Raw genomic sequence first — 14,138 nt, forward strand, 5'->3', positions numbered from 1 at the left:
GAGAGATGGTAGAGAAGAAATCACCAGCAAGCGGGTGGCCGGTCGTCCAGGGAGATTTCCACGCGGGCGACCCCCAGAGCCCGGTCGCGGTCATGACATGCGGGTCGCACCTCGACGAGAAGGCCATCTGCGAAGGCGGAGCCGCCATCGCGGGGTCCTGCAAGACCGAGAACCTCGGCCTCGAGAAGGTCATCGCGAACATCATCTCCAACCCCAACATCCGGTTCCTCCTGCTCTGCGGGACCGAGGTGAAGGGCCACCTCGCGGGCCAGACGATGGCTGCACTCCACAAGAACGGCGTCAAGGACGGGAGGGTCGTCGGTGCTGAGGGTGCAATCCCCTTCATCGAGAACCTCAAGGACGACGCCATCAAGCGCTTCCAGGAGCAGGTCGAACTGGTCAACATCATGGAGACCGAGGACCTCGGGACCATCAAGGCCAAGATCGCGGAACTCAAGGCCCGCGACCCGGGCGCCTTCCCCGCGGACCCGATGGTCGTCGAGGTCAAGGAGGCCGCCGCGGGTGGCACGGAGGAGGCCGGCGGAGTTATCCGGCCGCTTTCCGGGGAACTCGCCCTGATCCACGCCCGGATGAAGATCATCGAGAAGATGGTGACGGACATAGGGTACCGCGACAAGTTCGCTGCCGGAGTGTACGCGGGCAAGATCGAGGGGATCATGATCGGCCTGATCGTGTCGTTCACCGTCCTCGGTTTCATGCTGATGGGGTGAGGGAAGAATGGCAGAAGAAGGACAGAAAATGGCAGGACCGATCCGGATGGTCGCCATCGAGAACATGATGGAGAACATCCGGTACAAGGCGCAGTTGATCGCGAGGTCGAACAAGTACGACTCCGCGATCCTCGGCATGGGCCTCGTCGGGTTCGCCGCGGGATTGCTGACCGCGCTGGTCCTGATCGTGGTGCCTGCCCTTGTCATGAGGTGAGAGAGATGGGAGAGAAGAAATCACCAGCGAGCGGGTGGCCGGTCGTCCAGGGAGACTTCCACGCGGGGGACCCCCAGAGCCCGGTCGCGGTCATGACATGCGGGTCGCACCTCGACGAGAAGGCCATCTGCGAAGGCGGAGCCGCCATCGCGGGGTCCTGCAAGACCGAGAACCTCGGCCTCGAGAAGGTCATCGCGAACATCATCTCCAACCCCAACATCCGGTTCCTCCTGCTCTGCGGGACCGAGGTGAAGGGCCACCTCGCGGGCCAGACGATGGCTGCACTCCACAAGAACGGCGTCAAGGACGGGAGGGTCGTCGGTGCTGAGGGTGCAATCCCCTTCATCGAGAACCTCAAGGACGACGCCATCAAGCGCTTCCAGGAGCAGGTCGAACTGGTCAACATCATGGAGACCGAGGACCTCGGGACCATCAAGGCCAAGATCGCGGAACTCAAGGCCCGCGACCCGGGCGCCTTCCCCGCGGACCCGATGGTCGTCGAGGTCAAGGAAGCTGCAGCCGGCGGCGTCGAGGTCGCGGCCGCGGGTGTCAACCCGCAGTTCCTCGAGATCGAGAAGAGGCTGGACAAGATCGAGAAGAAGATCGAGTTTGCCGATGCCGAGATTGCGCAGCGCGTGGGAAGGAAGATCGGAAGGGACATCGGCATCCTCTACGGACTGGTCGCCGGACTGACCGTGTTCGTGATGCTGCTCGTCCTGCTCCCGAAGCTGAATATGATGATCTGAAAGGAGGTGTGAATTCGAATGTTCAGGTTTGAGAAAGAACAGAAAGTCTGGGACTTCAACGGCACCAAGATTGGTGGTCAGCCTGGAGAGTACCCGACCGTACTTGCGTGCTCAATCTTCTACAACAAGCACGAGATCGTGCTTGACGAGAAGACCGGAAAGATCGACAAAGCGGCTGCGGAGGCGCTCTGGAACAGGTGCCAGGAGCTCTCCGACATGGTGGGTATCCCGCACTTCATCCAGATCCTCGCCGAGTACCCGCAGGCGTTCGAGAGCTACTTCACGTGGTTTGACAGCATCGACAACAAGACGGCGTTCCTCATGGACTCGTCCGTTCCCCAGTGCCTCGCGCACGCCTGCAAGTTCGTGACCGAGGTGGGCCTCGCGCACCGCGCGATCTACAACTCGATTAACGGGTCGATCCTGCCGGAGAACATCGAGGCCCTCAAGAACAGCGACGTCGATGCCGCGATCGTCCTCGCGTTCAACCCCGCGGACCCGACCGTTCAGGGGAGGGAGAAGGTCCTCGTCGAGGGCGGTGTCGCCGGGCAGGCGAAGGGGATGCTCCAGATCGCAGAGGAGTGCGGGATCACGAGGCCCATCCTCGACACCGCGGCAACCCCGCTCGGGCTCGGGTCCGGGAGCGCGTACCGCGAGATCCTCGCCTGCAAGGCGATCCACGGGCTCCCGACCGGCGGTGCGTACCACAACATGACGGTCGCGTGGACCTGGCTCAAGCGCTGGAAGGGATCGAAGAAGAACCCGTCCCAGCTCCTCGAGTCCCTGAAGGGCAAGGACATCTACGTGAAGCAGCTCCTCCACCACTACCTCGGCGGTCTCGAGGGAGTTGTCCAGGCGGCATGGTCAGCCCCCGACATCGGGTGCAACCTCGTCGCGAGCACGCTCGGCGCAGACCTCATCATGTACGGCCCGATCGAGAACGTCGAGCCGATGATCACTGCCCAGGCATACATGGACATCGTCACGCTCGAGGCGATGCGGCCGCTGGGAATCGAGTGCAAGTCCGAGAACCACCCGTTCTTCAAACTCATCTAAACCTTTTTTTCCCGCGGTCACGGAAAACCCCGGGCACATTCGATTGAAGCTTCGCTTCGTGCGCCCTTCCCCCTCTCCCCGGAGGTCTCGAGGGTAACCCGGACCACGCGGCGATTCCTCCCGCGGAAAGACAGCACTTGGATTGGCAATCCTCCCTCGGCCCCCCAGTGCATTCCCGTTCGATAAGACGGACACTCCCTGTCCCCCCGCGCGGCCTGCTCTCCATGCCCCTGCCACGCGTGCCGGGATGTTCCCCTTGTTCCGGGCAAGCGGGAGAAAACATCTGGAGAAAACAGGTTGTCGTCCCCCCGTCCCGGGCGCGATGTGGGAGGCGAAGCGGGGGAATGCCGCGTGGACCCGTGGTTCCAGGGTCTGGAATCTTTTATAAACTGTATAATGCGATATGCAAGAACTGGACCCTCCGCGCCGCGGGCGGTGAATCCACCGCGGGGACGTGGGGAAGACACGCGTTGCCGGCGCGGGAGAACCCCGTGTAAAAGTTTTGCGAGGAAAAAAAGCGGTGACGTTATTTATTTGCGGTGAGGAGCCGGGGACTCGTCCAGGCCGTGCACTTCCCCGGGTACACCCGCAACGGATCGATCGGGAAAAGGGGCAGGGGAGCCGGATTCGTGTCCCTGATCCGGGCTGCCCCCGTTATCCCCTCCCCCTGCCCTCCCTCGTTGCGAGGAACCGCACGAGCGCCATGATCCCGGGTTTCCCCTCCTTCCTGTGCCCCCGTCCCGGCACAAACATCTCATAGAAGGGATTTTCAAGCATCTCCCTCTCGAGGCGCCCGGAGATCTCGTCGAATATCCTCGCGTACGCGGTGCAGTAGGGATCGACGCCCGCGATCTCGCCCCCGTTTGGGACCATCGCGTTGTAGGGGCATCCCCCCCTGCAGTACCGGATGTGGGGGCAGTCCGCGCACGCCCTGTCGACGAGGTCCCGGAATTCCTGCATCCGCCTGCCGACGGGCGAATCCGCGAGCTGCGCGATGGACGGGCGGTCGGCAACGTGCCCCATCGCGTACTCCGGCATCCCCACGAACCGGTAGCAGGGGTAGATGGTCCCGTCCGGGCCCACGGCAAACGTGCTCCCCATGCAGTCCACGTAGGTGCAGACCGTCCCGTGCCGGAAGATGACGCACTTGCAGAGGTCATTGATGTTCATGATCTCGAAGGTCCCGAGGTTCTCGAGGGAGACATCGAGGAGGTACACGAGGAGCTCGCCGTAGTCGGCAGGATCGAGGACCCAGGGCTCGGGATTGTCGTTCCGCAGGGAGGGGAGCGCGGGGTGGAGCTTCAGCACGAACCCGTTCTCCCTGAAGAAACGGACGATCTCCTCCTTCTTCCCGATGGACTGGGATGTGAACGTGCAGATGAAGCTCACCCGCAGCCCGTGATCCCGGGCGATCCTGTACCCCCTCATCGTCTTCTCGAAGTACCCTTCGCCCCTCTGGGCATCGCAGATCGGCTGGGGCCCGTCGATGCTCGTCCCGATGGGAACGTTGAACTCGGCGAGGATCTCCGCGATCTCGTCGGTGAGGAGCCAGAGGTTGGACTGCATCGCAAACTCGGGCCTCGATCGACCGGTGCTCCCCGCGAGGATGGGGAGCGCCTCCCGGTAGAAGGCCGCGCCGGCGAGGAGGGGTTCCCCGCCGTGGAACGTGAACGTGACCCGGTCCCTCCCGAGGGAAGAGACCCACTCCGCGACGTCGCTCACTGTCGCGATGTCCATGCGGGCGGAGCCCGGCTCCGAGCTCCAGCAGTACCTGCACCGCGCGGGGCACCCGAGGGTGGGGACGAGCATCACGTGGAACGGATTCTTCATGCGTACCTGTCTCTTTCGCAACGTCCGAGTTAAGGGTTACCCCGCCCGGTCCCCCCCACTTTCACGCCTCCTGCCCCACCTTCATCAGGGGGGACGCGCACATCCCGGGAGGAGGCGAGGAAAGGGTGACAGGCAGCACCGTGCCAAACAGGGAGGGAGAGAGGAGGAAAGGGCGGGAGGACATCCACGAGACGGCGGACCGGTGGCTCCGGGCGGCGCGGGCCCTCCCCGCCGCGGACAGGCCGCACGCAGAGCGCCTCGCCGCGATGATACGGGCGCACGCCACGGACAGGATGCCCCACATCAGGGATCCCCTCGAGGCGGCAGTCTTCTCCCTCCTCGTCGAGCTCGTGAAACGCCAAGAAGAGAAGGGGGAGTGATCCTCCCCGGCATCGCCTCCTCCCCTGCCCGGGATCTTCAGGGGAGGTCGAGGGGCTCGAATCCCTGCTTGTACACCTTCCCGAACTGGAGCGAGATCTTCGGGTCGAGGTTGCAGATCGGGCAGGTGTAGTCGTCGGGGAGGTCCTCGAACGGGGTCCCCGGCTTGATCCCCCTGTGCGGTTCCCCCCTCGCCTGGTCATAGACGTACCCGCAGACAGAGCAGATGTACTTCGTCGGGACCCACTCCTCGAAACCCCACTTCCCGATCTTCCCCTTCCCCTCCATCCCGCAGATGGGGCAGACGTACGTCTCGGGGAGATCTTCGAAGGGCGTTCCCGCCGGGATCCCGTTGTGCGGCTCCCCGCGGAGGGGGGAGTAGATGTACCCGCAGATCCGGCACTTGTACCTCTTCACTCTCTTTTCCGGTTCCTTGCTCTTTGCCATGGTCTTGCCACGTCCGTCGAATCCGACAACTACGAAAGTCCCCCTGCGAGATGTTAATAGTATTTCTCCCGGAATGCGGGTACACCGAGCCGCCCGGCCTCGTGCGTGAACTCCGGTCCTCCCCGCGTGCAAGAACACGGGGACCGCGAGCCTCATGAGCCCCGGCGACCATACACACACTCCATGGAGAAGGGCAGATTCTTCGACCCTGCCATCGAGACCATGTCCCGCGGGGACCTCGATGCCCTCATCGACGAGCGCGTCCGCTACACCGTCTCGTACGCGTGGGAACACTCGCCCTTCTACCGGAGGTGGTTCGAGGAGCACTCGGTCGCGCCCGGGGAGATCAGGGAGCACGAGGATCTCCTTGCCCTCCCCCTCGTCTCGGGGAAGACGATCCGCGAGAACCAGCCCCCCGCGACACCTGAATTCTCGTTCAGGAGCGTGCCGTGGGAGGAGATATTCACCGTGCACGAGACGAGCGGCACTTCGGGAACGCCGAAGAGCTTCTTCCTCACGTGGGAGGACTGGATGCGGTACGCGACGAAGTACGCCCGCATCTTCGTCTCCCAGGGCTTCGGGAAGGGCGACCGGGTCGTGATATGCACGTCCTACGGGATGAACGTCGGTGCGAACACGATGACCCTCGCCGCCCGCGAGATCGGGATGACGATCATCCCGACCGGGAAGTGCTCGTTCCCGAGCCGCATCCTGAACGCGTACAGGCCCACGGGGATCGTGGGGAGTGTCTTCAAGCTCCTCAGGCTGGCCGAGAGGCTGAAGGGAGAGGGCATAGACCCGAGGGAGACATCGGTCGAGAGACTCGTGGTCGGCGGCGAGAGCTTCTCCGAGGAGGCACGGGAATACCTCTCGGGTGTCTGGGAGAGAGAGGTGTTCAACACCTACGGGAGCACGGAAGGGACGATGTGCGGCGAGTGCGCCCTGCGGCAGGGACTCCACGTCCCGGAAGACCTCGTGCACCTCGACGTGTACGATCCCGCGCTCAGGGATTTCGTCCCGGACGGGGAGTGCGGCCGCGCGATCCTCACGACACTCCTCCCGCCGGGCGGCCGGTGCGGGACACTCCTGATCAACTACGACACGGAGGACACGACGGTCATCCAGAGCCGGGAGAAATGCCCCTGCGGGAGGACGCACACGAGGATCTTCACCCCCCAGCGGGAGGCCGAGACCGTCTGGATCTTCGGCACACCCGTCAACAAGGTGGACATCGAGCGCGGGGTGTTCCAGCCTGAAAACATGGAGTACCTCACGGGAGAATACGAGGCGTTCGTGTATCCCCGCGGCGACGATGGTGCCGTCGTCCGGGTCAGCATGGAATCGCGCGACCCGGCTTCTGTCCCCGCAGGTGACGTGTCGGAGAGGTTCCTCTCCACTTTCTTCCGTTCCAAGCCGGCACTCGCGCCGCTGTACGGCGACGAGCTCGAGATCCTCTTCTCGTTCCTCCCTCCCGGTTCGCTCGAACTCTACCGGGTGAAGGGCCGTCCCCGGCGGCTCGTCGACCGCCGGTGAGCAAAGGGGGGGCGCGTGGCAGGCGCACCCTCCCGCGGCCGAACCGAACGTGAACAATTTTTAATATCAAAAGAACAAAAATCACTCAGCTCTCTGGATGGGTCTCCTGGTCTTTCTTTTGCCGGACACCCCCAAAATCTGGCATCAACCCCCCTATCAAGTCAGGGACCTCTCCAGGAGAGCCCGCACGATCCCGCGTGATTCCCCTCGTACCCTCTGGTTTAATACGCGGGAGGACAAACCATCTGGCGTCCGATGGCAGATTTCTTCCCGTCACTGCTGTACGCGTTCTCTGCGCTCTTCGTGATCCTCGATCCCATCCTGAGCGTGCCGATCTTCGCGTCTATGACGCGGGGGCAGTCCCCCCTCGAGATCAGCAGGCAGGCCATGATAGCCGTTGCCGTGGCCGGGTGCCTCCTCTACATCTTCCTCTTCTTCAATTTCTTCATCTTCGATGTCCTCGGGATCGACCTCCACAGCTTCCAGGTCGCGGGGGGAATCCTCCTCTTCATCCTCGGGATGCAGATGGCGCTCGGGATCGACATCGGCAAGCCGAAGGACAGGTCGCCCTCCGTCGCGGGCGTGATCATCGGGACACCCCTCCTCTGCGGGCCCGGCGCGATCACCACGGTGATCCTCCTCGTCAACCAGATGGGGATCCTCATCCCGGCAATCGCCATCGCGCTCTCCCTCGGCGCGACGTGGGTCATCCTCCGTTTCTCGGGGGACATCCAGAAGCTCGTGGGCGACACCGTGATCGAGGTCATGGCCCGCGTCCTCGGGATGCTCGTCGCGGCGATCGCGGTCAGGATAATCGCGGCGGGGGTCGTCGGTCTCGCCTGATGTCAAAAACGCAAAAATACCCTTCTCCCGGGCATCTTCCTCCGGGACGGCCGCGAGAGGCGTTCCGGGAAAGTTTTCCAGGGGGATTCTCCGCGGGTCCCGGGGAATGGCACCGCGGCGCGTGCGGGAAAAATGGCCTGTGTCCTCCCCGCGGCGGGGAGGGCGTAATTTCAAGAACCGGTTTGCTCTAGAAACGGAAAACCACGTTGTAGTTCATCGATTTCGCACCGAAGAACTCCTTGCAGAACTTCGCGGTCTTCTCGGGCGGGTATTCCTTGCAGCTGAAGATATCGAGGTACGCGGAGTTCGACTCGTTCGCGAAGTGGCCCGAGACGAGGCTCGTCTCGATGAGCTGGGTCATCGAGTATCCCGCGACCCTCTCGTTCGGACCGAAGTGGACGATGGTGGGATCCCCGAACCTCTTCATCTCGATGAGATCGCAGAGCCTGACGATGAACTCGCGGATCTTCTCCGGGTCCCTGATGGTCTCCGGGTTGCATCCCTTCAGGTCCACCATGGTGCACAAACCCCACGCGTTTTCCTTCCTGAACGTCTTCATCACTTCTTCGTCCTTCATGTTCCGGACGGTCATTTCACGCTTCATTTCGAGCATGTTGACTTCTCCCACCATAGTTCACTTCTCGGAACTATTTCTCAGAGGTCAGCCAGCCGAAATTTAAACCTTTCCCAATTACCCCGTGGGAAATCACCTCCCTTTTCTGCATTGGAGTGACAATAGGCGGTTTTTGGAGAAATTACGCCATTTTAGACAAATTCTAAAATCGGCACGTAAAAGCGCGGATTCGAAACGCGCACCGAGGCAATTGCGATTCCAAACGGGGCCCTTCCCGGGCGAATCTGGAGATCCCCCTTCCCGCGATCCCGTTTTATAGGGTTTAATTTCGCATTTTGTGCTATTTAATCCCGCGCAGTGAACCCGGGGGTGCCCGGTTCGCGCTTCCCGAGGATCTCGGCGAGCTCCTCCTTTGCCACCGAGAAGACCTCGACCATGTGGTGGGGATGGTACCGCGTCTTTGCCTCCCTGATCCCCGGCACACCCATGTCGCTCTCGCGGTTGATGTACGTGTACCTGCCCTCGAGGAACCGCGCCGTCTCGACGTTGATGGCCTTGTAAATCCCCTCGCAATCGGGAAGGCCCTTCTCGAAGTGGACGACCGCGGTCTCCCGGTCGAGCTCTTCGAAGATCGAGATTGCCCCGATCCTGTCCTCCACCCTTATCGCGAGGCCCGACAGACCGAGCTTCCGGAAGTGGTCCATGGCAAAGAAGATTGCCTCCTTCTCGAAGGAGAGGTAGGGGTGCTCGTCGCACTGCCTCCACTCGCACCATTCCTCGAGGAACGCCCTGACATCCCCGATATTCTCGGGGGTTATCTCTTCCACGCTGTGGCGGCACCTCTCCACGAACCTCCTGTACTGCCTGCGGATGGTGAGGTACTTCCCCCCGGGGAGCCGGGCGAGGTCGCGGGCGAGGTACACGTACTCCCAGTAGTCCCGGTCGGGCTGGAGCGCGATCCCCGGGAAGAGTGCCTCAATCCATTCCCTCGTCGGCCTGTCCACGAGGACGAGGGGGCGTGGCCCCCCCTCCCTCACCGCGATGTCGCACACGTCGAGGAGGGCTTCCGTGTCCCTCGGGCCGATCGGCGGGCGGAACGTGGTAACCCCCTGGACGGTGCTGCTGACGACGAGGCATCCCCTGTGCACGGCGTACTTGTAGTGGGCGTAGTTGCTCCAGCAGACCATGTTCGCAAAGAGGTTGTCGCTGTGCCCCGGCGGGTAGTGCGCGTAGTGGCGGGAGAACACCTCCCTGTCCTCAAGCGTCACCGGGCGGAAACACGAGGATGTCAGCACGGGCTCCCCCCGCCGTGGTACCTCATCGGGACGTGATCGTCCATCGGGAGAAAACCGCACCGCGTGTAGAACCCGGTGGTCCCTGGCGCGGCGACGAGGCCGATCCACGTGATCCCGCGGGAGAGGCAGAAAGAGACGAGTTTCTCGACGATCATGCGCCCGACTCCCCTCCCCCGGAATTCCGGCAGGACGAGGAGGTCCTGGATGTACGCGTCCGAGACGCCGTCGGAGATCGCCCTCCCCATCCCCGCGGTCTCGCCGGTCGGGACGTGGACGGCGACTGCAAATGCGAAGCTCGAGCCAACGATGCGGGAGAGGACGGAAGGGTCGCCCTCCCCGCTCCACCACGATCCCGCGCGGTAAAGCCGCACGAGGTCGTCCAGGTCCCACTCCTTCACGAGGAGGACGTCAAACCCGCCGCGACCTGCTGGTTCCATCGGGCATTCCCGTTCGCGCGCGCCGTCACGCGTACTCGCTCTCCCATCCGGATCCGACTGCCCCCACCTCGAACGCGGCCGCGAGCCGGCAAATGGCAGCCTCGCCCGTGCAGTGGCACGGGTGCATGCGGGAGACACCCAGTTCGCGGAGGGTGTCCACGGTCCTCTCCAGCCTTTCCGGGGAGGCGCCGGCGAGGTGGAACCCCCCGACGATGTCGGCCACCTTTTCTCCCCCGCACACCTCGCGGGCCCGGGCCACGGTATTGCATATCCCGGAGTGCGCGCACCCGGTCACGATCACGAGGCCCTCCCTCCCCTTGTACGCGAGCGCGCTGTCGTCGAGGAGGGGGTCGGGCACAAGCCCGCCGCCCGCGACTCTCTTCACCCTCTTTTTCTGCTCTCCCGGGTCCTCGAACAGGTAACGCCTCGGTATCTCGCCGAGGAAGTACAGGCCGGGGAAGAGCCGGACCGGCTCCCTCGAGAGGTGGATCTCGAAGTGCTCGGCGCACTTTTCGAGGGCGACGAGGGATCCCGTCTCCGGGAGATCGCCCGTCTTCTTCGTCTGGAACGCGTCGGGGTGGGCCACGAGTGTCGGGCGGGCGACCTGCCTCTCCTCCATCCGGGCCTCGGTCATCGCCATGATGTAGGAGAAAAGTCCCCACGTGTGGTCGAGGTGGCCGTGGGAGAGGACGACGTACCCCGCGCCGAGGATGTCTTCCCCCATGCGCCGGGCATTCTCCACGGCGGCACCCGAGTAGCCAAGGTCAAAGAGGACCCTGCCGTCTCCCGTCTCGACGAGCGCGGAGAAACCGGGTTCCGCGAGGAGGTAGCGGTCGGTGAGGGCAGCATTGTCCACGAGGATCCGGATGCGCATCACGGTCCCTCACCGTGATTCCTTCCCCTTCCCGCTCACGATCCGGATCGCGAGCGCGACGATCCCGGAGAGTTCCTCCACCGAGAATCTCTCCGAGTTGAGGACGAGGTCGTAGGGGGAGAGGTCCCCGATGTCGATCTGGTAGTACTCCCTGTACCGCCTCGCCTCGCAGGCCTCCCTCTCCCGCGTCAGGGCAAGCGCCGTCTCCCTGTCCCGGATCGTGTCGCGCGCGAGGATGCGGTCTACCCTGCACGCGAGGGGAGCCTGCAGCCAGACCCTCAAATCGGCGTTCCGGACGAACCACCCCGAGAGCCTCCCCTCGACGATGATGTCGTCTTCCCTCTCCGCGATCTCGCGTTGCCTCTCGTCGATCTCGCGGTCGATCTTCGGATCGCTCTCGGCGATCCTCCCGAACTCGTGGAGGTTGAGACCGCGTTCCCGCGCCATCTGCCGGAAGACTTCCCCGGCAGACACCATGCGGAACCCGAGGGACTCGGCGAGGTGGCGGGCAAGGGATGTCGTCCCGCTCCCGGGCAGCCCGCTCACCGTGATCCTCATCAGATGCCCCCGATGTTGAGCGATTTCCGGATGACCTGGCTTATCGTGAGGGAACAGATCATGTACCAGAGGATCCAGGCCGGGACGGGTCCGAGGACCGGCGCGGAGAGCGCGTGTTCGCCGAAGAATGGCATGGTGATCGGTGCATCGGGTGCCATCCCGAGCCGGAAGAGGAGCCAGAAGAAGATGGGGACTGTGATGATGAGGATGTACGCCATCGGCGTGAACTGCTGCTGGGAGAGTTCGAGCTGCTCCTTCATCACGCGGTCCCTCTTCGCGTCGAGTTTCTTTATCCTCTTTTCGTCCCCGGAGAGCTGGGCTTCCCGGTACTCCTTCTGGAAGGCCTTCAGCTTTTCCTGGACCTCGGTCAACCTCTCGTAGTCGATCGTGTACTTCTGGATGAGGGACGAGTAGATCGCGGTGATCGCCGCGAGGATGATGATGAGGACGAAGAACGGGACCATCTCCGCGAGCGGGCCGAAAACGCTATCAAGGCCCCTCCCGACGCCCTCGCGGACCGGCTCGATACTGTAGGAGAGTATCATCGCCATCGCGACGAAGAGGGCGGCGAATCCCCCGAACCTCTTTGCCATCTGTCCCTCACCGGAGAACGTCTGCCATCTCGCGCACCGCGTGCTCGAGGAGGTGATCGGCGTTCGTGATGTACTTGATGGTGCACCCGGTGAGCATGGAGTACGCAGCGGCGATCGCCCTGTTGAACTGCTGGTGGTCCGCGATTGCCCCTGCCCCCTCCATGTCCCGCGTCCGCGTCTCGTCCGAGAGCCTCCGCATCAGGATCTGGTCGGGATCGGTCTCCACGAGGACGATCGTGTCGGGCATCAGCTCCCGGAGAACCCACTCGGGGAGCCCCGCGAGGAACCCGCGGGGGGTCTTGACCGAGGCGTGGGTATCGATCAGGATGTTCCCCTCCTCGCGTGCCATCGCCCGCGCCGCTAACTGCTGGAGCCTCTTCTGGATGTCCCCCGGGAGCTTGCGCATCTCGTCCCTGTCCCTGACGAGTCCCTGCGAGACTGCCATCTCGAACATGTACGTCCCGAAATTGAGGGACCTGTAGGAGATCCCTTCCCTCGCGAGGAGATCGAGGGCCCCCGTGATCACGGTCGTCTTGCCGACGCCCGGGACCCCAGTCACTATCACTCTCCTCCCTGCCATTCTCACTCCTTCCCGAAGAACGTCCTCATGAACGGGTACATCTCCATGATCTGCTGGCTCGCGATCTCCTCGTACAGCCTGTAGGTGATCGAGACGGTCAGCAGGAGTCCCGTGCCGCTCACGGCCCCTATCACGCCGAAGAGGTTCGCGAACACCGAGAGGACCCCGATGAAGACCCCGCCGATCACGGTCACCCTCGGGATGTAGCGGTCGAGGTACTTCTCGAGGACCTGCGGGTTCCGCCTGTATCCCGGGATGGACATCCCGGACAACTGGATCTGGCGGGCGACGTCCTTAGAGTCCATGCCCGCCGTCTTTATCCAGAACAGGGCGAATACCGCGCCTCCCACCACCACGACGACGATATCGATCCCCATGCGGAGGAGGACCTCCCACGGGGGGTGGCCGAGATCGTAAATCCACCACATCCAGTCGTCGGGCCCGTTGATGGGGGCGAGGTAGTACATCACCCCGCTCACGGGCGTCGCGCCCTGGAACCTGCCGAGGACCGTGATGCCCACGTTGTTCAGGAAGAGGCCGATCATCTGGATGTTGGCCTGGAGGACCCTCACGAGGATCATCGGGAGAACGCTCGCGTAGATGAGCTTGACGGGGAACCGCGCGCGTGCACCCCTCACCTGCGCGTGGGCGAGGGGGATCTCGATGCGCGTCGATTCCACGTACACGATGACGAGGAAGATGCCGACGGTCGTGACCAGCGCGATGATGTCCTTGCCCATGTACTGGAGGAAATTCGCGCCGTCCAGCACGACCGCGACGATCCGCGGGAAGAACCCGACGGGGTACTGGTCGTTTACCGGTGCCCAGTTGATGAAACCGTTGATGATCGCCTGCGAGATCCCCGCGATGATGAAGAGGCCGACCCCTGACCCGATGCCCCACTTCGTGACGACCTCGTCCATGAAGACGATCAGGAGACCCCCGATGCAGATCTGGACGAAGATGATGAACGAGACGAGGAACAGGTTCCCCCCGAAGAACATCTCCGCGATGCGGGGGTCCGGGAGGAGGAACCCGCCGACGAGGTTCGGGGCCGCCTCTACCACGATCATGACGAAGATGAGGAGTTTCTGCAGGCCCATGTACTGGATCTGCCCTTTCAGTTCGCTCGTGTCGATCTGGATGAGGTCTGCTCCCTTCAGCAGCTGGAGGACGATGGAGGCGGTGACGATGGGGCCTATACCCAGCTGCACGAGCGAACCGCTCGCGCCCGCGAGGAGTGCGCGCCAGTAGAAGAAGATGTCCTGGGAATTCGGGTCCAGCCCGAAGAGGGGGATATTCGTGAGGACGAAATAGAGGACGAGGATCCCCGCCGTCCACGCGAGCTTGTGCTTGAAGTGAACGTGCCCCTCGGGACCCTTCACCGTCGGCATCGCTGCGAGCAGCGGTTCCATTCGGTCGAGAAGTTCTCCCATTTTTTTCACCACG

General features: G+C 63.3%; 17 protein-coding genes. 7 read left to right on the forward strand and 10 right to left on the reverse strand.

The features are described from left to right. Positions 1-5: 5 nt before the first annotated feature. From mtrA (QFX32_07065) to mtrH, 4 genes are read left to right on the forward strand one after another with little or no spacing between them, the layout of a single operon-like run. On the forward strand, positions 6-731 hold the full coding sequence (gene mtrA, locus QFX32_07065) for a tetrahydromethanopterin S-methyltransferase subunit A (protein ID MDI9633801.1): 726 nt from the start codon (positions 6-8) through the stop codon (positions 729-731). A 7-nt stretch (positions 732-738) separates the two neighbouring features. Then, on the forward strand, positions 739-945 hold the full coding sequence (locus tag QFX32_07070; GenBank protein ID MDI9633802.1) for a tetrahydromethanopterin S-methyltransferase subunit F: 207 nt from the start codon (positions 739-741) through the stop codon (positions 943-945). Between the two features lie 5 nt (positions 946-950). Next, the gene (gene mtrA / locus QFX32_07075; GenBank protein ID MDI9633803.1) at positions 951-1,691 is read left to right on the forward strand and encodes a tetrahydromethanopterin S-methyltransferase subunit A; all 741 of its coding nucleotides are present in this window, start codon (positions 951-953) and stop codon (positions 1,689-1,691) included. An 18-nt stretch (positions 1,692-1,709) separates the two neighbouring features. After that, positions 1,710-2,747, forward strand: a complete 1,038-nt coding sequence (mtrH, locus tag QFX32_07080) for a tetrahydromethanopterin S-methyltransferase subunit H (GenBank protein MDI9633804.1) — start codon at positions 1,710-1,712, stop codon at positions 2,745-2,747. 654 nt (positions 2,748-3,401) lie between these two features. On the opposite strand, the gene QFX32_07085 is transcribed toward mtrH, so the two are convergent. Continuing rightward, positions 3,402-4,577, reverse strand: coding sequence for a TIGR04083 family peptide-modifying radical SAM enzyme (locus tag QFX32_07085; GenBank protein MDI9633805.1), 1,176 nt, complete (start codon positions 4,575-4,577; stop codon positions 3,402-3,404). A 125-nt stretch (positions 4,578-4,702) separates the two neighbouring features. Here QFX32_07085 and QFX32_07090 point away from each other — a divergent pair, with 125 nt between their 5' ends. Continuing rightward, positions 4,703-4,957 (forward strand): hypothetical protein, encoded by a 255-nt coding sequence (locus QFX32_07090; protein MDI9633806.1) that lies wholly within the window; start codon positions 4,703-4,705, stop codon positions 4,955-4,957. A 37-nt stretch (positions 4,958-4,994) separates the two neighbouring features. Here QFX32_07090 and QFX32_07095 read toward each other — a convergent pair whose 3' ends face one another. Continuing rightward, a complete protein-coding gene (locus QFX32_07095; protein ID MDI9633807.1) occupies positions 4,995-5,402 on the reverse strand; it encodes a rubredoxin in 408 nt (135 codons plus the stop codon). 183 nt (positions 5,403-5,585) lie between these two features. On the opposite strand from QFX32_07095, the gene ftsA reads away from it, so the two are divergent. After that, positions 5,586-6,935 (forward strand): coenzyme F390 synthetase, encoded by a 1,350-nt coding sequence (ftsA, locus tag QFX32_07100; GenBank protein ID MDI9633808.1) that lies wholly within the window; start codon positions 5,586-5,588, stop codon positions 6,933-6,935. Between the two features lie 255 nt (positions 6,936-7,190). Further along, positions 7,191-7,778, forward strand: coding sequence for a MarC family protein (locus tag QFX32_07105; protein MDI9633809.1), 588 nt, complete (start codon positions 7,191-7,193; stop codon positions 7,776-7,778). Positions 7,779-7,965: 187 nt separating this feature from the next. On the opposite strand, the gene QFX32_07110 is transcribed toward QFX32_07105, so the two are convergent. The 8 genes from QFX32_07110 to secY all read right to left on the reverse strand — a co-directional run bounded on the left by QFX32_07110 (position 7,966) and on the right by secY (position 14,125). After that, positions 7,966-8,391 (reverse strand): S-adenosylmethionine decarboxylase, encoded by a 426-nt coding sequence (locus QFX32_07110; GenBank protein ID MDI9633810.1) that lies wholly within the window; start codon positions 8,389-8,391, stop codon positions 7,966-7,968. 305 nt (positions 8,392-8,696) lie between these two features. Then, positions 8,697-9,647, reverse strand: a complete 951-nt coding sequence (locus QFX32_07115) for a phosphatidylglycerol lysyltransferase domain-containing protein (GenBank protein MDI9633811.1) — start codon at positions 9,645-9,647, stop codon at positions 8,697-8,699. Next, entirely contained in the window at positions 9,641-10,084 is a 444-nt protein-coding gene (locus QFX32_07120) for a GNAT family N-acetyltransferase (protein MDI9633812.1), read from the reverse strand. The genes QFX32_07115 and QFX32_07120 overlap by 7 nt, the downstream gene beginning before the upstream one ends. A 25-nt stretch (positions 10,085-10,109) precedes the next feature. After that, entirely contained in the window at positions 10,110-10,958 is an 849-nt protein-coding gene (locus tag QFX32_07125; protein MDI9633813.1) for an MBL fold metallo-hydrolase, read from the reverse strand. A gap of 9 nt (positions 10,959-10,967) precedes the next feature. After that, complete coding sequence (locus tag QFX32_07130; protein ID MDI9633814.1) at positions 10,968-11,516, reverse strand: AAA family ATPase; 549 nt, start codon at positions 11,514-11,516, stop codon at positions 10,968-10,970. Continuing rightward, positions 11,516-12,109, reverse strand: coding sequence for an EMC3/TMCO1 family protein (locus QFX32_07135; protein MDI9633815.1), 594 nt, complete (start codon positions 12,107-12,109; stop codon positions 11,516-11,518). Before QFX32_07135 ends, QFX32_07130 begins: the two co-directional genes overlap by 1 nt. Before the next feature lie 7 nt (positions 12,110-12,116). Then, positions 12,117-12,689: an adenylate kinase gene (locus QFX32_07140; protein ID MDI9633816.1), complete on the reverse strand. Its 573-nt coding sequence runs from the start codon at positions 12,687-12,689 to the stop codon at positions 12,117-12,119. A gap of 2 nt (positions 12,690-12,691) precedes the next feature. Next, positions 12,692-14,125 carry a preprotein translocase subunit SecY gene (secY, locus tag QFX32_07145; protein MDI9633817.1) on the reverse strand — a complete coding sequence of 478 codons (1,434 nt, stop codon included), beginning with the start codon at positions 14,123-14,125 and terminating at the stop codon, positions 12,692-12,694. Positions 14,126-14,138: the final 13 nt, after the last annotated feature.

The sequence above is a fragment of the Methanolinea sp. genome (assembly GCA_030055515.1).
In the GTDB taxonomy this organism is placed as follows: domain Archaea; phylum Halobacteriota; class Methanomicrobia; order Methanomicrobiales; family Methanospirillaceae; genus Methanolinea_A.